The organism is Streptomyces sp. DH41, from assembly GCF_029813785.1.
Lineage (GTDB): Bacteria > Actinomycetota > Actinomycetes > Streptomycetales > Streptomycetaceae > Streptomyces.
Genome location: NZ_JARVKY010000048.1, coordinates 1 through 20,724, shown reverse-complemented (window position 1 = coordinate 20,724; position 20,724 = coordinate 1). Strand labels below are relative to the sequence as shown.

Here is a 20,724-nt window from a genome sequence, read left to right as displayed (position 1 = left end):
TGAAAGAGTGAGCAGCCAGGAACTCGCAGCCTTTCTCCGCCGACGTCGCGAGGAACTGCGACCAGAAGATGTGCCGGCCGAAGGGACGCTTCCACCAGGCCGGCGCGCCCGTCGCACACCCGGACTGCGCCGCGAAGAGGTAGCCGCCCTGGCACAGGTGTCGGTGAGCTACTACGAACGACTGGAACAGGCACGGGCACCCCGCCCCTCAGCGCAGGTGTTGGTTGCGCTGGCGACGGCTCTCCAGCTCACTGAAGCAGAGCGAGACCATCTGGCCCGCCTGGCCGGACAAGCGCTGCCGGCGGAGAACGGCGGCGCGCCAGAGCACGTATCCGAGGGTGCCCAGCAGCTACTCGGCAGACTTGACGGCATCCCTGCCTATATCGTCAACGACCGGCAAGACATCGTCGCCTGGAACGCGGCAGCCGCGGCTCTGATCACAGACTTCTCCCGTCTCACACCTGACGAGCGCAACGTCACGCGCATGTCGACGAGATTCCGTGACACCCTCTGCACCGGCGCGCCCGGTTCGGAGTCCGATTTCTCCCAGCAGACAGCCGCTCAATTGCGCGCAGCCGGCGCCCGGCACCCTGCGGACAACGTGCTCGCACAGCTGATCAACGAGTTCGCAACCCACGATCCAGACTTCGCGAGCAGCTGGCGTAATCACGCTGTGCGCCCCATGCCCAGCGTGCGGAAGAACCTGCGTCACCCCACTCTGGGCGAGCTGGAGATCGACCGGTACATTCTCAGCCTGCCCGGCTCAGGCCTCTCCTTGGTGATGTACACGGCAGAAGCTGGCAGCCCCAGCGCCGCTGCGCTGAAGAGCCTTTGACCGCCGCCGCTACGGAAACCACCGCGTCCGCCTGCCGAACTGATCGAAGGTTCATGCCATGACGACCGTTGACGACATGGACTACGAGTTCCGCACCGCCCGCCCTGAGGACACCCAGGACATCGAGGCACTTGATGGATCCTTCACAACCGGCACCATCTTCCACGTGGCTGCCACTGAGGTCGGGTTCACCCTCAAGGAGATCCCGGTGGATCCGCCCATCCACAAATTCTTCCCAGCCCAAGACGCCGACGACGGTCCAGCGGCCGCAGAGGATCCGAACAGCCGTACTTTCGTCGCCGTCGGCCCTGAAGGACGTCTGGCCGGCTTCGCCGCTGTCTCCTACGCTCGGTGGAACCGGCGGCTGACCATCGAGGACATCGAGGTCGCTCCCGCCCATCGAGGTCGGGGCGTCGGCCGTGCGCTGGTGGGCCGGGCTGCCGAGTTGGCCCGTGAACTCGGTGCCGAGCACGTCTGGCTGGAAGTCACCAACATCAACGCCCCGGCGATTCACGCCTACCGACGGATGGGCTTCACCTTCTGCGGACTGGACACGGCGCTCTACGACGGCACTCCCTCATCGGGCGAACGCGCCCTCTACATGAGCAGGCCTTGTCCCTGAAGTCGCCAGCGGGAAACCACCAGCGGGGGCTGGCAGGTCGCCCGGCGCGACCCCCGCCCCATGGGAAACGTGACCCGGAGGGCGAGTCATTGCCTGATGCCGAACCCACTTGACGTGGCGAATTCCATGACTGCCGACACCGCCTTCGGCCGCCCCCGGCCCCGTTAAGTTCTCCGCGGTCCTGCAATCGGGCCGCTGGCCTCCGGACCCGGCATGACTGTGTCCCCCCTGTCGAAGGCATGACCTGGGGGGGGTGTCGCCGGGCCCGGGAGGTGCCCGTCGGAGACGCTGATCAGAGGTCCGGCCACCGGCCGGTCCGGCGCAACGCCGGGCAGTTCGCGGGCGACGGTCTGCATAACGTGGCTGCGCGAGCACGACACCACTGCCGAGGCCGGTACCGTCACACCCCTTGGGAAGAGGCACGATGTTCGAGAGCGAAGACGTGGGCGTGTTCCTCGGCATGGTCGTTGGCAAGAGCGCCCACCACGGCCACGGGCTGCCCCCGGCCGGAAAGAGAGTCTTCGACAAGCCGCTGCCCAACAGGGAGCCCAGGCTGCGGGCCGTGTTCGACAAGCTGCGCGACAAATTCGGCACCGTCCTGGTGATCGTCGACCAGCCCGCCTCGATCGGCGCCCTGCCGCTGACCGTCGCCCGTGACGCGGGCTGCCTGGTGGCCTACCTGCCCGGACTGGTCATGCGCCGGATCGCCGTACCAGTCGACCCACTCGGCGGTGGCGAGCTCGATGTGCGAGAGCGTCTTCCACGGTCGTCGGGGTTTGGCCTCACCGCAGCAGATCCTGTGCCACACCTATAGGCGGGGCAAGGACCAGCACATTCCCGTTCCCGGTTGGCCGTACTCGGTGATCTGCTGTCGAGTAGCAGTCCGTTCGGTCCCTGCTGCCAGGGAGTGGAGGCGGCTGGATGTCCGTAGGTTCCTGCACGGAATCGTGTGGGTTTTCCGGACTTCTCGTTCTCCGTGTCGTCCTGATTGGCTGCGACTGATGGCTGCCCGACGTCTTCTTCGGTTCCAGCCTTGCCGATCAGCTCTTCCTCTGTGGCGGATCGCTTGTGAGGTTTCGCGGCGTGCCGCCCCTGCCTCTCGCCGCGTCCGGATGAGCCGCCCTCGGTCCGCATGCGCTGATCACACTCACTGCATGCCTCCGTCACGAGGCTGGTCGCACCGCCTCTATGATTGATCAGCCGCAGAACGACAACAGGTGGGGGGCGTGATGCCTGGTCAGGTCGCCGCAGTCAGCCGTAACGAGGTGTACTCGTTCAGCAAGCCCAATCGCGATTCCATCACGTTGCTCACGGGGCTCGGAGTGGAAGGAGACGTTCACGCAGGTGAGACGATCCGCCACCAGTTCCGCATGACCTACGAGCCGGACCTGCCCAACCTGCGCCAGGTCCACCTGATGCACGAGGAACTCTTCGACGAACTCGCGCTCAAGGGCTTCAAGGTCTCTGCGGGCCAGCTCGGCGAGAACATCACCACGCGCGGGGTGGACCTGTTGGGCCTGCCCACCGGCGCTCTGCTCCATCTCGGGGAGCATGCGGTGCTCGAGGTGACGGGACTGCGCAACCCTTGCTCGAAGATCAACGACTTCCGCAAGGGGCTGCTTGGCGAGGTCTTCACCATGGACCCCTTGTCCGGCGAGTTCACCTTCAAGTGTGGCGTCATGGCTGTGGTCCGCAGGGGAGGGACCGTCCACCCCGACGATTCCATCCGTGTCGAGTCCCCGCCCGTCCCTCACCGCCCGCTGGAACGGGTCTGAGTCCTTGTTCCGTGGCCATCGGCGGCTAGGTTCTGTCTCTTTGGTCAGTGTCGGGTCCAGCTGAGGATGATGGCGAGGTGGAGGGCGGCCTGGTAGACGATGGCGAGTCTGTCGGTCCGTGTGGCCATGCCGCGCCACTGCTTGAGGCGATTGATGCGGCGTTCGACGGTGTGGTCCGCTCACGGCGGCATTCAGCCCCGATGGCAGAACTCTCGGCACCGGCCATGACGACTGGGAAGCACGGGAGTGGGACGTCCGCACACGAAGACAGACCGGTGTCCTGACTGGCGCCGGAAGCCCGGCCGTCTTCAGCCCGGACGGCACGGTCCTCGTGACCGGCGGCCGCGAGTACTCGTCCGTGCAGCTGTGGAACGCACGGCCCCAGCAGCGCCTCGGCGCCCTCGACGGGCTCACCGGCGCGGTCAGCTCCGTGGCTGCCGGCACGGACGGCGGTCTTCTGGCGACGGCGAGCTGAGTCGGCAGACTGCGGCTGTGAGACGTACGGGACCGCAGCCTCACCGCAACGCTCACGGGTCACACCGACTTCGCGCACTCGGTGGCCTTCACCCCGGACGAAAACACCCTCGCCAGCAGCGGCCGGGACGCCGTGGCAAGGCTGTGGGACGTATGCACCCACCGCCGCATCGCCTCCCTCAGCGGCCACGTAGGCATCGTCGGGTCGGTCGCCGTCAGCCCCGACGGCAGGACCCTGGCGACCACCGGCAACGACCGGACGGTGAGGCGGTGGGACCTTCGGGCCCACGGGCAACTGGCCCTGCTCACCGGTCACACCGGCGTCCTGTGCTCAGCACTCTTCGCCCCGGACGGGAACACCATCTCCACCAGTGGCGACGACGGGACGGTGCGGCTGTGGGACACCGACGCCTTCAACGACCCAGCCACCCAGCCACCCAGCCGACCAAGCCTGCACGATCGCGGGCCGGTCCCTGACCGAACAGGAAATGGCGCCGCTACGTTCCCGAGGAAGTCACGTACCACCGGAGATGCCCAAGGCCGTGGCCGAGGCGATGACGAGAGGCCGCACAGTGCCCCGGCCCGCCGGAAGCGAGGTAGAGCTGCGGCGGGCTGGTCTCGGGACGTTATCGAGGCACGCACTGCCTGTCCTATGCTCGGCCTCATGACGTACGCGACGACATGCCGCCCGGACGCCCGGTGAGCGGCTGGTGGGCCTGCCTGGAGGAACGGACCCCGCCGGGAGGTCGACGAGAACGTGCTGGGGGACCGCCGGATGACGGCGGTGAAGGCTGTGTGGGAGGCCCTGCGCCCCTTGGGGCTGGGCGTGCACGAGGCGGAACAGGTGGTCCACGCGCGTTACGAGACCCTTGGTGACCGTGTGCAGCACAGACCACCGGATCCGCTCGACCTTCCCTCACTCACGGCCCGTGCCGCTGAGCTCCCGGGCCGTGTGGTCGCTGTCGAGGCTCAGTGGGACGGCGACACGGTCCATGACTGGTTCGTGATACTGGTCGCGGTCCTGGACGACCCGGCCGGGGAGGGCCATCTGGCGACCGTCCACAACCGTCCCGGCGGGCCCCCACCGGGGACCACGGCCGCTGAGGCGGGCCGAGCCCTGGCCGACTTCCTCGGGGTGCCGTTCCACTTCGCCTCCCCGGACATTCCCGGCGACGAGGCCGCCCGCCGGCGAGCAGTCCGGACATCGCCCGAAGGCTTCTGACACACCGCTGGCGCCTCAAGGCGTCACACGCACTTGTTGCCGTCGTTCCAGGTCTTGGCGGCGTTGCCCGGCAGAGCCTGCCAGCGGACGACGGAGCACTGGAAGTTCTGTCGTGTCTCGTTGCCGACGACGTACTCGTAGGACGTCGGGTAGCCCATCCACCCCGCCTCGCATCCCTCATTGCACCAGTAGTCGCCGATGTCCCCCCACACCGGCCACGCGCCGCTGCGAGGGGACCAGTAGATGGTCCCCTTCTCGAACTGTGTCCGGCGGCCGACCCCGTCGGGGTTGACCAACTCCTCCGTGAGCGGGCAGCCGAGCGATCCTCCGGGACCGCCCATCGCGACGTACCGCTTCTCGATGTCGCCCAGCACCCGGTGACCGCAGTACTCGCCGTCGGCCTGCGCGGCCGACGAGACCGACACGACGAGCGTGCCGGCCATCAGGGCGAGCAGGCCCACAGTGGAAGTCGCCTTCCATGGCTTGCTGGTCCGGCCGGTTACCTGGATACGCGTCATGCGCCCTCCTTCTCGTGAATCGAGCAGGTGTTCCGCCTCGTGAAGGCGGCGCTCGACCAGACCAACGACGCGCCCAGGGCAGGGAAACGGAGCTCCTTCAGCCGCTCTGGACCTGCTGCCGGACGACCATCCGCCGGGTACGTCGTCGTGGTGCGGGCAGCCGTGGACCGAGGGCCCTTCGCCGGCTCAGGGCCACAGTTTCCGCCCCGGCACCGTCGGCTGGCCGTCGTCATCGGCGACCCCGCCGACGTCCAGTCGGATCGGCCGCCCGTCGACCTCTCCCGAGCCCGGTCGCCGCTGCCTGGGCGCCACGGTCGACGAGGACGGTGCCAACTCCGCTGTGTGTGGACAACTGCAGTTGTCCTTCCTTGTGATCAAATCACTAGGAAAGACAGGGGGTTCGCCTTCGCGGGGAACCCCGGCACGCCGGAAGTCACAAACGCACATGATGCGGGCGAGGGGGAGGGGGACGACCGTGGCCTGGCTGACGAAGATCGTGGCGGACGAGCAGGTCGAGTACCGGCTCAAGGAGCAGGCCGGGTGCGCCGTCGTGGAGGCCGGCGAGGGCGAGACGGTGGTCCGGGACGACGAGACGGTGGTCCTGGACGCCACCGAGAGCCCGGCCGTCGAATACGGGCTGCGACTCCAATATGGGGACGCCCCTACCTCGGTGCCTCAGTTCGAGCCTCAGTTCGGCATTCCCTGGAGGATGCTGACGTGCTGACCTACTTCTACCGCGTCACCAAGTACGGTCCCTCTGACCGGGACGCACACGGGTCCTACACCGGCCTGGAGAACACCGTCAGCGATCACGGTGAGGTCGAGGCGGCCTGTCTTCAGGCGGCCGCGGCATTCGCCAGGGACACCGGAATCGATCACTTGGCCCTACGTGAACCGGCAGTCCCCTCCCTGGCACACTTCGGCGTCGAGCCTCCGGTGGAGGGCTCTGGGCTGGACGGGCTCTTCCCGTCCGGCCCGGCCGTGGCTTCCACGATCTTCCGTACCGGAACACGCGGACGACGCGGAGCAGCTCAACCTCACGGCCGGCCACGCGGCAGCCGCCGCGAATCTCCTCCTGACCGTCCGGCAGGACGGTGGCGGGGCCTCGTGACCGTCAGGCTCGGAGAGCTCTACGACGTGCTTCACCACCGCCTTGAACAAGTCACGGACGTGACTCTGCCCGGATACGATGTCTTCGCACACGCCCTCGCGATCAGACGGCTCGACACACTCGCCGGGCACGTGCACCTCTTGCCTCGGCCAGCCGGGAGACCCCATCGACGCCGCTGCCGGCAACACCTTCCGCCACCTCCGCTACGCCAGGCGTGCGCTCGGCGGTGCCCGCGCTGGCTGCCACCGGTCACCCCGTACGCGCTCGCCTGCACCACACGCTCCGCCCAGGCGTACCACCTGCGCCACGCCGCCAGGGTTCTCCACTCCGAGGCACCGAGGTCTTCGATTGCGAGGGTCGGGTTCGAGACCGCGTACGCCTTGTCGCCCGACAGTGAGAGTGACGCTCCGACAGGTCTGTGCCAGGCACCGTTGTGACCAGTGACGGTAGTGGTCATGCAGGCCGACGCATCATTCTGGGACTCTCTCGTGTTCGGCGGGATCGCTCAAGACGACGAGCGCTGACACTCCGAGGAGCGCTCGGAGCCTGCCGACCGGGAGCCCTTCGGCAGACGGGCACAGCGTAAGAAGGACGCCCACGCCCTGGTCCACGAGTTACTCGCGCCGGCACTCGCTCGGGCGATCGCCCGGCACCTGGGCTGGGGGCTCAACACCGTGCTGCGCTTCGGGCGCGCCGCACACTGGGAGGAAACCCTCCGCGAGAACCGCCCCCGGCCCAGCAGGCTGGTCCCCTGCAAACCCTACTTGGAGGAGCGGTTTGCTGCAGGCTGCTCGAATGTCACCCGTTTGTACCGGGAACTGCTCGCCCGGAACGCTCCGTCACCTATCAGATGGTCCGCGCCTACATGGCCAGCCTACGCGCCGCTCTGCCGCAAGCGCAGCCTGCGCCGTCGACGGTGCGACAGGTGACCGGCTGGCTCACTTGCCGGCCTACAAGGCTGAGCGAGGAAGACCACGCAGCACTGAAGGCTATTCTGGCCCGCTGCCCGGAGTTGGACGCTGCCGCGGGGCACGTCCGCGCGACTTCGGCGAGATGATGCCCCACCGCCTCGGGCACACGCTCCCTGCCTGGATCGACGCCGTTGACGGCAGTCAGCTGCCGGGCCTCATCGGTTTCGCGCTCCACCTGCTCCGGGACCTCGACGACGTGACGGCCGGACTCACCCTGCACTGGAGCTCTGGCGGCACCGAAGGCACCGTGAACCGCATCAAAAAGATCAAGAGGCAACTCTGCGGACGAGCGGGATTCCAACTGCTCCGCAAGATGGCCCTGCTCCAGTGACCCACCCGTGATATTCAGATGACCGTACAGAAAGCGCCGCGTAGGGTGACGGGAGTGGACCCGTCTGACTTCTACATCGGCATCGTCGCGGAGCTCTACGGACCGCTGAAGTCCGTCTCCCAGGGCCCCGAACCCTACGCAACTCTCATTCAACAAGCCGGCTTACCGGCGTTGGAGCTCGGGTGCGGAGATGGTGAACCCTTGCTCGAACTGCGCCAACAGGGCCTGGACGTCGACGGCGTCGACTCGTCTGCCGACATGCTCGAGCGACTGCAGCGCCGGGCAGACGAACTGGGGATCCGCGCCACTGTCTTCCATCAGCGCATGGAGGCTTTGAACCTTCCCCGCCGCTACCGGACGATCTTTCTCGCCGGGCCAACCTTCACCCTGCTCCCCGACGACGCCACAGCGCTCTCAGCCCTGCGTGGCATCCGTGCTCACCTGGCTGAGGGCGGCACCGCCCTGGTGCCCCTGTTCACCCCCGAACCGACACCCGCCGAACAGATCGGCCGGGTGCGCACGGCCGCCACACCTGACGGCGCTGAGCTCCGGGTATCCATGGTCGCCGAGCAACGCGACGAGACAGCCCGGACACAGACGACGCACCTACGCTACGAACTCCACCATGGCTCGGACAGCACCATCGAAGAGCGCCCCTGGATTCTGTACTGGTACCCCCAGAACCAGTTCGAGAAGCTGGCCACGTCCGCTGGCCTGGCCGTAACCGCGATCACGGATCCGGAAGGCAAGCCCGCCCCGGCTGGTGCCACTGACCTGGTCCATTTCAGGCTCCAAGCCGCCTGATCACCTTCGCAGGCCCCCCTCCGCGACCGCTCCCCAAGACCTGTGCCAGAACCGAGAACGGACAGCGATTGTTCATCGCTTCGGACGGCAGACGGCGGCGGGGTGCGGATCGAACATCTACCAGCTACGACAGCACTTGCACCGGGACTGTCGGGTACTCTCCGGCACTTGCGACGGGCAGCCGAGCGATGACCACGTGGCTGCCCGTCGCAAGTGCCGCTGGACGGGGCTCAAAGGCCCTTTCGCATGAGAACGCACATCGTCTCGTGGCGACGGAGCGATCCGTCGGGTCCTTCCTCGTCCCAAGCATCCGGTTCGCGGCCGTACGCGATGTAGCCCAAGCGCTCGTACAGGGCGCGTGCCCTGGAGTTGTCCTCCTCCACGGCGAGTTCGGCCCTGCGGAGCCCGCGGTACCGGATTCGTTGTTCGGCAGCACGGACGAGCAGCGTTCCCAAGCCGCAGGACTGCAGCGCTGGCAGCACGGCGAGCTGCCACAAGGTTCCGGCTTCCTGGGAGACCTGATAGTCGATGCCGCCGATCGCCACCGGCAGGTTCACAGGAGTGCATACAGCCAGGTAGTCCACCTCCCCTGCCGCAGCGCGCGTCAGCTCTCGCTCCACGTGGCGTAGGTGGGTGGCCGAGCCGGACCAGGTGCACGCCGGCAAATCCTGAGGCAGCAGATCGCGCACGGTGACACGCGTGGTGACGGTGGCGTAAGGGGAGTCGTCTTCAGTGATCACGCCCCGAAGCATGCGACCTTGGAGACGGCACGACAACGGATTTCTCCCTGCTTGATGCCGTGCGCTGTCGTTCCTCGTGAACATCGAAGCCTCGCCATCTTGAAGTCGCAGGTCACCGAGGTGGCGTGCTCGTCAGTGAGCATGCTCGGGTTGGCCGTGGGCGGCAGTCTGCGCTCTCGATCGTCAGGCGGCGGTCAAGGCCGGTCTGCTCGTTTCCAGGTCGGGGGGCGTACGGGTTCGTAGGCTCGCGGGATGACGGAGATCAACGAGGCCGCTCGAACGCGTTGCGGCCCGCCGGGCGGAGCTCGATGAGGAGGAGAAGCTCCTGGCCGAGCGGCTCGATGCGGTCCGTGCTGAGCGCGAGGAAATCGTGGTGGCGATGCGCGTGCGGGAACGGATGCACGCTCAGCTGGACGCCGAGAGACCGTCGGCGCAGGCAGCGACGGTGCAGGTGGGCGGGCGCGGTGTGCTGCTGGTCCCGCACCGGTAGGCGGGCGCGGGCGAGGAGGTCCTGCCCCCGGACTACCAGCGGCTCATGAAGATCGTGCGGAATGCCGGTGGTCCCATCCGGGTCAAGGACGTCGGCGTCGAGCTTGCCCTTGAGGTCGAGGCGAGGGGCAGACTGGAGCCGTTGCGCGGCAAGTTGAGCAAGCTCGCCGGGCGGGGCTGGCTGCGCGAACTGCCTGACGGACGCTTCCAGATCGCACTGTAGGAACGAGGACCGCGCCCGTAACCGGCATGCCCCCGGCGACCGTTGGCTCGACGTGTGCATGAAATGGATCAACGAGTACGCCGGGGACACCGGTTTCCCTGTCCACCAGTGCGCCTGCCGGTGTCGCGAAGAACCAACGAATCCTGCATCGATCTGCCCAGCCGCCACCTGAAAATGATCGGATCCCGCTGGCGAGCCCTGCCGTGCGGACAGATCGTGCTCGCCGTGCTCCGCCACCAGCAGCGCATCGCCGACATGCCCGGCGGCAACGCCGTCGGCGACACCACCGTGCGCCGCTGGCGCGACGAGCTGACATCCATGCCCGCCGCCCGCGCACCCCGCCTGGACCGCGCGTGCAAGAAGATCGCTGAACGGGGTGGCGAGGTCGTCCTCATCGACGACACCCTGATCCCCACCATCCGCCGCACCGGCGCCGCGAACCGGCCCAACTACTCCGGCAAACACCGCCGTCACAGCCTGCACTTCCTCGCCCTCACCGACGAGAACGGCCGCCTGATCTGGATCTCCGCAGCCCGCTCCGGCCGCACCCACGACATCACCGCCGCCGTCCCCCGCTTGCGCCACCGACCTCCTGCGAGCTCTCGCGGTCCCCGCGAACCACGCTGACAGATGATCAGTCAGGTCAGGCGCCGTACGGCTCCGTCCTGCCAGCGGTAGAGGTCACGCAGCAGGGATATCTCGGCGCCGTGATGGATCAGCTCCCTGTTGACGTGCAGGACCCTGTTCTCCATGGGAAACCGCTCGGGCCCCGCCGTGGGCGGATTGTCCAGGTCAGCGTCCGAGAGTCCGCGGACCCCCGCGTTCCATTTCCCGTACATCTCATCGAGCTGTCTCAGCGCCTCGTCAGCGGTCCCCGCGTAGGCGAATGCCTGGGACTCAAGGTCTTGGCCGCCGAAGTGCCATCCGACCCGATAGCCCAGGCAGGAGACGATGATGTGCGCCAGCCGCCAGGCAATCGTGGTCACCGGCGCTGGCACCGGGGCAGGGGAGGCGAAGTCCATCCTCCATTCCCCCGAACCTTCCGACATCGGTGCGGCCGACGTGCCACGTAGGCGGATGCTCCAGCAGCCGCGCACCGGCTCCCAGAAGTACTCCTCGTCGGTAAGGCCCTCCAGCCGTGGCCGCAGGTTCTTGCTCCAATACCAGTCCAACTGGTCCGCGAGTCGCTCGCTTCTTGTCATTTCCGCACGCTACATACAACGGAGACCTGGCTGCGCCCCTCGCGGACGCCGTCGGTGGACATGGGGCTCAACCGGGGACCCGGGGGCGCGCTGAACTCCATGACGACTGGGGATAGTTCTACTACTACCTCATCGACGCCACCGGCAACGTCCTCGTCCTCGGCGTCATCGACGACGCCGGCAAGCGCACCCACACCTACGGTTACGGCCCCACTGGCCTCCCGCGGACGACACAGACCGAGGCCGTCCCCGAGCCGTGCCGGAACTGCGGGCGCGTACGCGGATCCGACCGGCCTGTACGCGCTGGGCCACCGCTACTACGACCCGTCACTCGGCCGCTTCACGCAGCCCGACCCCTCCGGCCAGGAAACCAACCGCAACCTCTACGCGGGCGGCGACCCCATCGATAACACGGACCTCAGCGGGTTGTCGTTGACGGGTTTCGCGAGCAGTGCGATGAAGAAGGTTGGCGTTGCTAGTGCTGTGACCGCATAGGTTCACCGGGTTGCTGTTGCTGTGAAGTGCTCGATGAAGCGGATGTGCCGGTGTGCCTCAGCGGTAGTAGGCCAGGCCGTCCGCGAGTTCTTCTTCGTCGCCGTCGCGGATTGCGTAGAGGGCTTGCTGCAGGGCAAATGTGCCGCGGATCGCGGCGATGCGGGTAAGGAGTCGGTGATTTGACCAGTTGCCCAGGGCGAGCACCCGCTCCAGGAGCTCAGGGCCGTAGCTGGCGCCGACGGCTGCGAGGTCCTCGGCCGGGTCGCTGAGTGTGACATCGTCCCAGTCGAGTACTCCGGAGAGGTGCGGCAGGCCGTGCGACCACTCCCATAGGACGTTTTCGGCACCGAGGTCGCCATGCACCACTGCTCGGGTGAGGTGGGGAAGGCTGTCGAGTGCTGTGAGTTCCCGCTCGGCCCGTAGGCGTCCGCTGTCGGACATAAGCGGGAACAGCTCCGCACGCACGTTCTCCGCGAACCGCCGCCACTGGCCTTCTGGGGCCTGAGGGAGAACTGATCGTACGGTCTCGTCGGTGCCGGCACGGGCCAGGCCGGACAACAGCGTGGCGTACTGCGCCGCCACGGTGTCGACCACTTGGGCATCGTTGAGGGCGTCGGCCTCCAGCGGTTCTCCAGGAATGCGGCCAAGTACCAGGAACGGTGGCTCGTCGGTGCCGTGGGCGCCGCCCTGGAGCAGCGGCTCAGGTGTGCGGAAGCCGAGATCGAGGCCGGCGAGTGCGTGTAGTGCGGCCACCCGCTGGGGCAGCCGGGCAGCCGCTGCCCGGGTGCGGGGCAGGCACACGACGCGGTCTGTGCCAATGACCACGACGTGGAATTGCCCCTGACGTACTGCAAGGTCGTCCGGTTTGTCGTCGGGCAGCAGACGGCTCAGCAGAGCACGATGCGTCGTACAAATGCTCACGGGTGTGACCTCTGGATCCTTCGATGGGGCGGAGGCGATGTGCACGAAGTGCTGTCAGGCCGCGCCAGCGAGCGGGCGTTGGCGTTGCGCCATCGCAGATAGGCGTGCAGGGCCTGGGTCTGCGCGGGGTGGCTGCGGTGGTTTGAGTTGGCCAGGGTGAACTGCCGCAGCGGTCCGAAGTGGGCCTCGATCGGGTTGGCCCAGGAGGCGTAGGTCGGCGTGAAGCACAGCTCGACCTTGTTCCTCTTCGCCCAGCGGCGGATGTCCGCTCCGGTGTGGGCAGAGAGGTTGTCCAGGATGATGTAGATCGGGGCTCCGTCGGGTCGGGCGGCTCGGATCGACTTCAGCGCGGCCAGGGTGTTGGCGGTGCCCTTGCGGCGCCGGTTGACGCCCCACAGCCGGTCATCGCCCACGGAGTAGCAGCCGTGGAAGTAGGTCACACCGTGGGTGCGGCGGTAGGTCGCCGGCAGGCGGTCGGGCCTGCCCTACTTCGCCCAGCAGGAGCCCGCGGTGGGCCGGATCCCCAGCGGTCCGAACTCGTCGAAGGCAAAGACCCGGTCCGGGAAGTGCTCCAGGACGTGCTCGATCCGGTCGAGTTTGGCGTCGCGTTCCGGGTCGGGGGAATCCTTCCAGGTCTTGGTGCGCTGGAAGGTGATGCCGCGGCGGCGGAGCAGGCAGCGTAAGGCTTCGCGGCCGATGCGGATGATGCGTCCGTGGACGCGGCGCAGGTAGGCGGCGAGTTTGCGGATCGACCAGCGGGTGAAGGGCTGGCCGATTTTGGTGGGGCGGGTGGTGGCCGTCTGGATCACGAAGTCTTCGTCGTCAGGGGTGAGCAGGCGGGGACGGCCTCCCGCCCATTGAGGGTCCAGGCAGGCCAGGCCGATCTCGTTGAACCGGTGGATCACCTCCCGCACCGTGTCCTCGTCGGCCCGGACCAGCTGGGCGATCACCGGTACGCGGTTCCCGCCGGCGGACGCCAGCAGTATCATCGCCCGCCGGTAGCGCACCGAGCTGGTACTGCCCCGGCGCACGATCTGCTGCAGCTTCTGCCCTTCCTGGTCGGTCAGTCTGCGCACCCGTACAGGCTCGGCCACCACGCCTCCAGCGGCCGGAATGGACGTCACCGCCCATCCAACCGCTCCAACTACCAACCCGGCGAACCTATTCGGTCACAGCACTAGACGTGCACCTCGGGAGGAAAGCCCGTCCAGCGCAGCTCGGGAGGCAGATGCCGCATGTCGTTCGAGACGAGGACAGAGGCCGGCCGGCCGGGCGCGTACCGGATGACTGTGAGAGCGGCGTTGCCGTGGTTGAGGCCGAGCCAGCGCCAATGCGGCGCATGCATGGCGTCCCGGACGAGCCAGGCGATCAGGAAGTTGTGGGTGACGACCAGTTCGTGCCGGTCCTCTTCACCGTTCACCGGCCCGGTGAACATCTCCAACGCCTGCCGGGCCAGAGCAGGTCCGTGCTTTCGTTCCTCCTCAGTGGCGCCAGAAAGGAAGTTGAGGAAGAAGTCTGCGGATTCCGCTGGCAGCTCGTCTCTCATGGGCACGTAAGGAACGTAGTCACCGGCCACTTCCGAGACACGCAGGGGAACGTTCTGCAGCTGGTCACCGATCAGACGCGCGGTCTGCTCTGCCCGGGGCAACGGGCCATGGTGAACAGCCGCGAAAGGGATCTCCCGCAGGCGCTGACCGAGTAGCACGGCTTGCCGACGACCCACCTCCGTCAGCCCGCTCTCCTCCGACGCCGCCTCGCCATGCCGCACCAGATAGAGGTAACGGGTAGCCGTGCCGGTCATCACACACTCCTCTGCACCCATTTAACGATCTTGTGTATCGATGGACGCAGCCTGCTTCGGCGCCGGTTCCCGCATCAAAGAACCTAGCTAGGTGAAGGGAGCGCGCTCGCATGCACGGCGGCCAGCGATGAGCGGGGCACCGCGTACTCCGCTGCGGCGGCGAAGAGAGGGCTTGCAGAACCCGGTCGACGAAGACGTCAAGCGGTTCGATGCGGTCCCCGCCGCTGCCGGCTCGTTCGAGCACACCCCTGGAGAAGGCGGTCCGCCCCTTGCGCACCGTGGAGCCCACCGGCCCCTTCGACGACCTGCGCCCCTGGCAGCGCAGGTGTGGACGACGCCCCACCGGCCGGCATCGGGCAGACCGCCGACGGCGACCACGAATTGCCGCTGGTGCGGGAAGGGATGCGGCGTTCCCTCCCGGAAAGACCTGGTCGCCTGAGGCAGGAGTTCAGTCCGCGAACGCGGCCACGTACGACGCCACGCACGGCTCAGGGGTGGCCAGTGAGGTGACGACGTTGCCGTCGACGGTCACCGGCGGGTCGAGCGGCATCTGGAGCAGCCGCTGGGAGCGGGACCCGTCGAGCTGCTCGGCCGGCGTCAGCGTCCAGCCCTCTGTGTCCCGGCCCACTTCGAACAGCACGTTGAGCATGTCCCCGGCAGGCGGCCGCAGCGGGGCCGCGGGCAGGGCGGCGAGGATCGCGTCATGCATCGGCGGGTCGCTGTCCCGGGCAGGAAGCCGCAGACCGTACGGATCGAGGTCGTGCAGGCTGACCGCGGGCTGGCGGGCAGCGGGGTGTTCACGCGCGAGCACCGCGTGCAGCGGCTCGGACCAGGCGCGGACCACCGTCACCGCCGTGGAGGTGAACGCGCCCCGCACCAGTGCCAGGTCCAGCTCGCCGTCGCGGACGGCGTCGAGCCGCGCGGCCACCGGCAGGTCGACCAATTTCGGCTGGGCGGGGCGTTCGCCGTCGCTCAGGCGGCCCACCGCCCGGTCGAGCCGTCGAGTGACGCAGGACGCCACCCCGATCCGCAGGGCGGCCGCCGGTTCTCCGGCAACCACCCGCACCCGGGCCGCCGCGCCGAGGGTCTCACGGGCCGCGGCGAGCACCCGTTCGCCGGCCGGGGTGAGCCGTACCCGGCGTGAGGTGCGGTCGAGCAGACGCACGCCGAGCTCGCGTTCGAGCCGGGCGATCTGCTGACTCACCGCCGGCTGCACTATGCCCAGGCGTTGCGCCGCGCGCCCGAAGTGCAGCTCCTCGGCGACGGTCACGAAGTACTGCAGCGCTCTCAGTTCCATCTGCCTGATCTATCACGCGATGTGATCGCTGCCGAGCGTTTCTGGTCATTGTTCGCGCAGGTCGCTCCGGCTGTGATGGGTATGAGCCCGCCGGAGCGGTCCAACGCGCTGGATGCCGCGACGCGGGGAAACACGAATGGAGAACAGAGTGAGCACGACAACCCTCGGCGTCATCGGCACCGGCATGGTCGGCCTCGGGGCCGCTCGCCGCGCCGTCGACGCCGGCCTGAACGTCGTCCTGAGCAACTCACGAGGCCCTGGGACGCTGGCCGGTCTCGTCGCGGAGCTCGGCGAGCGGGCCCGCGCGGCCACCCCGGCCGAAGCGGCAAGCGCCGGCGATCTGGTCATCGCGTCCGTGCCGCTGGCCGCCTACGAGCAGCTGCCCCGGGCGGAGCTTGCCGGCAAGACCGTGATCGACCCGATGAACTACGCTCCCCATTCCGAGTTCGAAGTGCCGGAACTCGACAGCAGCGAGCTGACCTCCAGCGAACTGGTGCAACGCCACCTCGCAGACGCGCGGGTGGTGAAGGCACTGCACAACATCGGCCCCAAGCAGTTGCTGGAGTTGTTCCGCCCGGCCGGCGCCATCGACCGCACCGCGCTGCCACTTTCCGGCGACGACCCGGACGCCAAGAAGGAGGTGGCCGACCTGCTGGACGTACTCGGCTTCGACGCGGTGGACCTCGGCACACTGGCCGACAGCTGGCGCAGCGAACCCAACACCCCGTTGTACGCACTTCCGTACGTGGGACAGCCGCCGTCCGGCCTCACCGCCAGGGAATTCGTGGCCTGGGTCCAGCAGGCGCCCGGTGTGCCCGCACCCGTCGCCCGGATCAAGGAGCTCTCCGCCACATTGCGAGGGCCCGCGGGTTTCCGGATGTAACAGCAGGTGAGGCGCCTTGACGGTGCGGCACGGTAGGGTCGAGCGTTGACGCACCGCCACCGCCACCGCCACCGCCACCGCCACCGCCACGCGGACCCTGCGGCATGGGGATCCCTGAGTGCTTCAGCCCCAGGCCTGTTCGAGCAGTGACCTGACCACAGGCCTGGGGGAGTTCGGCGCCGCCTGGGACGTCTTCGACGTCGTGGGCCGACTGGCGGACGCCCCCGCCCTCGACGAGGGCAGCGACGAGACGCAGGCCATGCTCGTCGGCATCGAGTGTGCGGAAGGCCGCCGCCTGTTGCCGCCGCCCGGGACCGGCCGGCCTCTGCGGACTCCGGCCGTGTCCCCGACGTTCTTCACTACCGCCTTGAACACGTCGCGTCCGTGCGTCTGTCCGGAGACGATGTCTTCGCACACGCCCTCGCGATCAGACAGCCCGACACGCTCGTCGGGCACGTGGACCTCTTGCTCGGCCGGCCGGGGACCCTGTCGACGCCGCGGCCGGCGACACCGTCGGCCACCTCCGCCACGCCCGCCGGGTGCCGCCGGTCGCCCGGACAGCGCGGCGAACGACGGCGTGCCCGGTACCGCGGTGCAGGCCGGCGGAGCGGTCTCGACCTGATTCGCGGTCGCCGCGACGCCACCGGTGCTCCGATCACCCCGTGCGCGCTCGCCCTCACCACACGCTCCGCACAGGCGTCCCACCTGCGCCAACGCCTCCGGAACTCTCCATTCCCCGAGCCGGATCGTGCACAGCGTCAACCAGAAGCTCGAGCACGCGAACGCCTCGGGCAGGCTGCCCTCCTGCTACCCCATCTCCTCGTCCAGACCTACGGGTCTGGATCCTCCATCTTGGTGGCCAGCGTGTTGTTCAGTGGCCGATGCTGTTCAGTCTGGCCACGTCCTCGTCCGAGAGGGAGAGGCCGGCGCCTGCGATGTTCTCGCGCAGGTGGGCGGTGGACGAAGTCCCGGGGATCAGCAGGATGTTCGGCGAGCGTTGCATCAGCCAGGCCAGCGCGACCGACATCGGCGTCACCTCCAGTCGGTTCGCGACCTGCGAGAGGGCCTCGGACTGTATCGGCGTGAAGCCTCCCAGGGGGAAGAATGGCACGTAGGCGATGCCGTCGGCGGCGAGGTCGTCCACGAGGTCGTCGTCGTGGCGGTGGGCGAGGTTGTACATGTTCTGCACGCAGACGATCGGAGCGACGCTGCGCGCCTCGGCGACCTGCTCCCCGGTGACATTACTGACGCCGAGGTGGCGGATCAGGCCCTCGTGCTGGAGGTCGACGAGCGTCTCGAACGCTTCGGTGATCGAGCCGGGCTGCGGGCCCTGAGCATCGCCCATACGCATGTTGACCAGGTCGAGGGTCTCGACGCCGAGAGATTCAAGGTTCTCGTGTACCTGCTTGCGCAGGTCTTCGGGGCGCCGGGCTGTGGGCCAGCCGCCCTGCGCGTCGCGGGTCGCACCCACCTTGGTGGCGATGAACAGCGACTCCGGGTATGGGTGCAGTGCCTCACAGATCAGCTCATTGGTGGTGCGCGGTCCGTAGGCGCCGCTGGTGTCGATGTGGGTGATGCCGAGGCTGACCGCCTCGCGCAACACGGCCAGGGCACCGTCGTGGTCGGCGGGCGGCCCCATGACCCACGGGCCGGCGAGCTGCATCGCGCCGTAGCCGAACCGGGTGACGGCCGAGTCACCCAGCGTCCAGGTTCCGCCGGGGAGGGGTGTGGTGGGCGTGTCCATCGTGGTGCCTTTCACTTCGTGTCAGGGGTGGTGTCTCCAGCTCCTTTGCATCAGCATTAGAGAGAAACTTCCTGTAGGGAAGTAGGCACTCTGAAGTGCGTAACCACCCAGAAGGTGAGAGGCAAGGTCAGCGACAATGAAGGCCGACAAGAAGGCGCAGGCGAAGGCGGAGTACAACGCGTTCCTGGCCGTGTGCCCCAGCCGTCAGCTCCTCGACCGGATCTCAGACAAGTGGGTCGTCCTGATCCTGTGCGCACTGGGTGGTGACACACCCGAGCAGCCCGGCGCATCGCACGCCCCCAAGGCGATGCGTTACTCCGAACTGGCCCGGCTGCTGGCCGGCGTCAGCCAGAAGATGCTGACCCAGAACCTACGGGCTCTCGAACGCGACGGCTTGCTCATCCGCACGGTGACACCAACGGTCCCTGTCACCGTCACGTACGAGCTGACCGACCTCGGCCTCTCCCTCCATCATCTGACACGCGGACTCAGACAGTGGGCCCAGACCCACATGGAACAAGTTCTCACCCATCGCGAGAGCCACGACGCACGAGCTTCCTAGGCGCTGTTTCTCGGATCTCCTGACCTGAGCGGGGTGCTGGGGTCAGGCTGGCTTCATGGGTCGTGGGGATCTGACGAACGAGGAATGGGCTCGGTTGGAGTCGTTCTTACCTCTTGGCGGTGCGCGGGGAGGTCGGTGGAGCGATCACCCGTCGGGTGATCAACGGAGGGCTCTACCGGGTGCGGCCGGGGCGGCCGGGGGACGAACCAGGTCGATCCGGTGCCGCGGAAACTGGCCGTCCGCATGGAGGAGGTGGTCAGATCGGCGAATGCCTGGGACGCTCCCGCGGCGGATTTCCACCAAGATCCATCTCGCCGCCGACGGGACGATGCCGGTCCCTCGCCTTCGTTCTGACACCGGGATACTACGGTGACGGCCCTCAGCTCGAGCACGTGCTGGAGCAGATCTCCGTACCCGATCCGGAGTGGGACGGCCCCGCACCCGGCCCGACCACGTGCTGGCCGACAAGGCCTACACATCCCGAAGCAACCGGCGCTACCTGCGACGATGCGGAATCTGGCACACCATCCCCGAACGTCTCGACCAGCAAAGGCACCGGCACAACCGAGGATCCCAAGGCGGCCGGCGAGAAACGCGCCTACATCTACCTCGGCACCGTCGCCCTCGCAGCCCTCATGGTCTGGCTCCGCACATGATCCGAGAAACAGTGCCTAGCAGGTTTGGGCGGTCCCTGCATCGCCGCTGAAGAAGGTGAGGACGGAACGCCACAGTCGCACAGCCAGCGTGCAGACGTCACGCAGGTTCCTGTAGGCCGCTTGGGCGTCCCGGCCCGTCTTGGTGGCCCCACGCAGTGTCTTCGACAGCTTGTCGCTGAACTGGGTAAGCACCTCAAGGAAGTCCAGACATGAGGACACCAGGGAGGGACGGGGGGTTTCGCGCTGGGCCACGGTCGGCTCCTCGATCGGGGGCGTTCTGCGATCAGTGTTGCAGCGGGGACTGACAAGCCGGGGCGAAACCTGACTGTGCCCCCGAGCCAGGGCCATTCCGGGGCACGGAACCGCCTCAGGATGCTATGGGTCCCGTGTGAGCGTCGCGTGTCTCCTACGCAGTCAGCAGGCCGAGTACCGCGTGCTCCTTGTGGTGGTCGTGCCACCGTTGGGCGAGTTCTCGGACTGTCCCGCCGCCCGTCGCGCGGTGTGGCAGGCGGACACCTGTGAGCGAGGCCTCTCCCAGCCGGTCGACGAACCCGATGTCACGTGTATGCCCCGCCCCGCGGACCTCGCCATGACCGCCATGGGCGCAGGCCGGCCCGCTGGTGCGGGCAGGGAGGGGCGTGCTCGTGTTGCTCCGAGGACCGATCGGTTGGAATGACCGTTCTGCCACGGGCAACTTCCCGGGTTCCTGGGCGGCTTGCCGGGGGTACCGCGTAGCCTCCGCAGGAGGAGTGAGGCACAGGGCGGACGCGCTGACGCGGACGGTCTCACCCCACCGTTCCGGAACGAGGGGGACGTAGAAGCTCACTGCCGACACCCTCGGTGACGCGCGCCGCTCCCTGGACGAGGCAGTCGTCTGTGAGTACTTGAGCCGAACCGGCCCCGGGGTACGGACGAGTTCCGCCCCGTTATCTTTTTCGCGGTCCTGCAAGAGGGCCGCTGGCCTCCGGGCCCGGCATGACTGTTGCCCCCTGTCGATGGGATGACCTGGGGGGTGGTGTCACCGGGTCCGAGGGGTGCCGTCGGAGAC

At 67.9% G+C, this 20,724-nt stretch carries 23 protein-coding genes and 5 pseudogenes; 17 read left to right on the top strand and 11 right to left on the bottom strand.

Annotation, left to right across the window (positions count from 1 at the left end; genetic code table 11):
- The first annotated feature begins 7 nt into the window (after window positions 1-7).
- The 4 genes and pseudogenes from QC283_RS38690 (at window position 8) to QC283_RS38675 (ending at window position 3,232) form a co-directional block, all read left to right on the top strand.
- Entirely contained in the window at window positions 8-835 is an 828-nt protein-coding gene (locus tag QC283_RS38690) for a helix-turn-helix transcriptional regulator (protein WP_279566481.1), read from the top strand.
- 58 nt (window positions 836-893) lie between these two features.
- Window positions 894-1,457, top strand: a complete 564-nt coding sequence (locus QC283_RS38685) for a GNAT family N-acetyltransferase (RefSeq protein ID WP_279566480.1) — start codon at window positions 894-896, stop codon at window positions 1,455-1,457.
- Between the two features lie 424 nt (window positions 1,458-1,881).
- Window positions 1,882-2,166: pseudogene (locus QC283_RS38680) on the top strand (IS110 family transposase); the annotation flags it as partial.
- Window positions 2,167-2,686: 520 nt separating this feature from the next.
- The gene (locus tag QC283_RS38675; RefSeq protein WP_279566479.1) at window positions 2,687-3,232 is read left to right on the top strand and encodes an MOSC domain-containing protein; all 546 of its coding nucleotides are present in this window, start codon (window positions 2,687-2,689) and stop codon (window positions 3,230-3,232) included.
- Between the two features lie 44 nt (window positions 3,233-3,276).
- Here the strand turns inward: QC283_RS38675 and QC283_RS38670 are convergent.
- Window positions 3,277-3,405 (bottom strand): annotated as a pseudogene (locus QC283_RS38670) (IS5/IS1182 family transposase); the annotation flags it as partial.
- Between the two features lie 158 nt (window positions 3,406-3,563).
- On the opposite strand from QC283_RS38670, the gene QC283_RS38665 reads away from it, so the two are divergent.
- The 4 genes and pseudogenes from QC283_RS38665 to QC283_RS38660 all read left to right on the top strand — a co-directional run bounded on the left by QC283_RS38665 (window position 3,564) and on the right by QC283_RS38660 (window position 4,928).
- The gene (locus QC283_RS38665) at window positions 3,564-3,707 is read left to right on the top strand and encodes a hypothetical protein (RefSeq protein ID WP_279566478.1); all 144 of its coding nucleotides are present in this window, start codon (window positions 3,564-3,566) and stop codon (window positions 3,705-3,707) included.
- A 51-nt stretch (window positions 3,708-3,758) separates the two neighbouring features.
- Window positions 3,759-3,845: pseudogene (locus tag QC283_RS39730) on the top strand (hypothetical protein); the annotation flags it as partial.
- Entirely contained in the window at window positions 3,840-4,409 is a 570-nt protein-coding gene (locus tag QC283_RS39725) for a WD40 repeat domain-containing protein (protein ID WP_443032757.1), read from the top strand. The pseudogene QC283_RS39730 and the gene QC283_RS39725, both read left to right, overlap by 6 nt.
- Window positions 4,410-4,481: 72 nt before the next feature.
- A complete protein-coding gene (locus QC283_RS38660) occupies window positions 4,482-4,928 on the top strand; it encodes a hypothetical protein (protein ID WP_279566477.1) in 447 nt (148 codons plus the stop codon).
- A 23-nt stretch (window positions 4,929-4,951) separates the two neighbouring features.
- Here the strand turns inward: QC283_RS38660 and QC283_RS38655 are convergent, their stop codons facing one another.
- Window positions 4,952-5,446, bottom strand: coding sequence for an LGFP repeat-containing protein (locus tag QC283_RS38655; RefSeq protein WP_279566476.1), 495 nt, complete (start codon window positions 5,444-5,446; stop codon window positions 4,952-4,954).
- Window positions 5,447-5,921: 475 nt separating this feature from the next.
- Here QC283_RS38655 and QC283_RS38650 point away from each other — a divergent pair, with 475 nt between their 5' ends.
- From QC283_RS38650 to QC283_RS38640, 3 genes are all read left to right on the top strand, one after another.
- The gene (locus tag QC283_RS38650) at window positions 5,922-6,170 is read left to right on the top strand and encodes a hypothetical protein (protein ID WP_279566475.1); all 249 of its coding nucleotides are present in this window, start codon (window positions 5,922-5,924) and stop codon (window positions 6,168-6,170) included.
- Between the two features lie 1,440 nt (window positions 6,171-7,610).
- Window positions 7,611-7,859, top strand: a complete 249-nt coding sequence (locus tag QC283_RS38645; protein WP_443032756.1) for a transposase — start codon at window positions 7,611-7,613, stop codon at window positions 7,857-7,859.
- A gap of 54 nt (window positions 7,860-7,913) precedes the next feature.
- Window positions 7,914-8,663 (top strand): class I SAM-dependent methyltransferase, encoded by a 750-nt coding sequence (locus QC283_RS38640; protein ID WP_279566474.1) that lies wholly within the window; start codon window positions 7,914-7,916, stop codon window positions 8,661-8,663.
- A 230-nt stretch (window positions 8,664-8,893) separates the two neighbouring features.
- Here the strand turns inward: QC283_RS38640 and QC283_RS38635 are convergent, their stop codons facing one another.
- Both QC283_RS38635 and QC283_RS38630 read right to left on the bottom strand, forming a co-directional pair.
- On the bottom strand, window positions 8,894-9,415 hold the full coding sequence (locus tag QC283_RS38635; protein ID WP_279566473.1) for a GNAT family N-acetyltransferase: 522 nt from the start codon (window positions 9,413-9,415) through the stop codon (window positions 8,894-8,896).
- A gap of 250 nt (window positions 9,416-9,665) precedes the next feature.
- Window positions 9,666-9,887 (bottom strand): hypothetical protein, encoded by a 222-nt coding sequence (locus tag QC283_RS38630; RefSeq protein WP_279566472.1) that lies wholly within the window; start codon window positions 9,885-9,887, stop codon window positions 9,666-9,668.
- 51 nt (window positions 9,888-9,938) lie between these two features.
- On the opposite strand from QC283_RS38630, the gene QC283_RS38625 reads away from it, so the two are divergent.
- Together QC283_RS38625 and QC283_RS38620 are read left to right on the top strand one after the other, a co-directional pair.
- Window positions 9,939-10,115 (top strand): hypothetical protein, encoded by a 177-nt coding sequence (locus tag QC283_RS38625; protein ID WP_279566471.1) that lies wholly within the window; start codon window positions 9,939-9,941, stop codon window positions 10,113-10,115.
- A gap of 174 nt (window positions 10,116-10,289) precedes the next feature.
- On the top strand, window positions 10,290-10,742 hold the full coding sequence (locus tag QC283_RS38620) for a transposase family protein (protein WP_279566470.1): 453 nt from the start codon (window positions 10,290-10,292) through the stop codon (window positions 10,740-10,742).
- 11 nt (window positions 10,743-10,753) lie between these two features.
- Here the strand turns inward: QC283_RS38620 and QC283_RS38615 are convergent, their stop codons facing one another.
- Window positions 10,754-11,317, bottom strand: coding sequence for a DinB family protein (locus QC283_RS38615; RefSeq protein ID WP_279566469.1), 564 nt, complete (start codon window positions 11,315-11,317; stop codon window positions 10,754-10,756).
- 60 nt (window positions 11,318-11,377) lie between these two features.
- Between QC283_RS38615 and QC283_RS38610 the strand changes: the two genes are divergently transcribed.
- A complete protein-coding gene (locus tag QC283_RS38610) occupies window positions 11,378-11,812 on the top strand; it encodes an RHS repeat-associated core domain-containing protein (protein ID WP_336620691.1) in 435 nt (144 codons plus the stop codon).
- Window positions 11,813-11,869: 57 nt separating this feature from the next.
- Here the strand turns inward: QC283_RS38610 and vph are convergent, their stop codons facing one another.
- From vph to QC283_RS38590, 4 genes and pseudogenes are all read right to left on the bottom strand, one after another.
- Window positions 11,870-12,733, bottom strand: a complete 864-nt coding sequence (gene vph / locus QC283_RS38605) for a viomycin phosphotransferase (protein ID WP_279566468.1) — start codon at window positions 12,731-12,733, stop codon at window positions 11,870-11,872.
- A 71-nt stretch (window positions 12,734-12,804) separates the two neighbouring features.
- Window positions 12,805-13,827 (bottom strand): annotated as a pseudogene (locus tag QC283_RS38600) (IS630 family transposase); the annotation flags it as partial.
- A gap of 83 nt (window positions 13,828-13,910) precedes the next feature.
- A complete protein-coding gene (locus QC283_RS38595; RefSeq protein WP_279566467.1) occupies window positions 13,911-14,534 on the bottom strand; it encodes a histidine phosphatase family protein in 624 nt (207 codons plus the stop codon).
- A 448-nt stretch (window positions 14,535-14,982) separates the two neighbouring features.
- On the bottom strand, window positions 14,983-15,831 hold the full coding sequence (locus QC283_RS38590; RefSeq protein WP_279566466.1) for a LysR family transcriptional regulator: 849 nt from the start codon (window positions 15,829-15,831) through the stop codon (window positions 14,983-14,985).
- 136 nt (window positions 15,832-15,967) lie between these two features.
- Between QC283_RS38590 and QC283_RS38585 the strand changes: the two genes are divergently transcribed.
- Window positions 15,968-16,714, top strand: coding sequence for an NADPH-dependent F420 reductase (locus QC283_RS38585; protein ID WP_279566465.1), 747 nt, complete (start codon window positions 15,968-15,970; stop codon window positions 16,712-16,714).
- A gap of 871 nt (window positions 16,715-17,585) precedes the next feature.
- Here QC283_RS38585 and QC283_RS38580 read toward each other — a convergent pair.
- Window positions 17,586-18,458 carry an oxidoreductase gene (locus QC283_RS38580; RefSeq protein WP_279566464.1) on the bottom strand — a complete coding sequence of 291 codons (873 nt, stop codon included), beginning with the start codon at window positions 18,456-18,458 and terminating at the stop codon, window positions 17,586-17,588.
- 136 nt (window positions 18,459-18,594) lie between these two features.
- Between QC283_RS38580 and QC283_RS38575 the strand changes: the two genes are divergently transcribed.
- Both QC283_RS38575 and QC283_RS39720 read left to right on the top strand, forming a co-directional pair.
- Window positions 18,595-19,020, top strand: coding sequence for a winged helix-turn-helix transcriptional regulator (locus QC283_RS38575; protein ID WP_279566463.1), 426 nt, complete (start codon window positions 18,595-18,597; stop codon window positions 19,018-19,020).
- Between the two features lie 272 nt (window positions 19,021-19,292).
- Window positions 19,293-19,606 (top strand): annotated as a pseudogene (locus QC283_RS39720) (transposase); the annotation flags it as partial.
- A gap of 85 nt (window positions 19,607-19,691) precedes the next feature.
- Here QC283_RS39720 and QC283_RS38565 read toward each other — a convergent pair.
- A complete protein-coding gene (locus QC283_RS38565; RefSeq protein ID WP_279566462.1) occupies window positions 19,692-19,928 on the bottom strand; it encodes a hypothetical protein in 237 nt (78 codons plus the stop codon).
- Window positions 19,929-20,724 lie beyond the last annotated feature (796 nt).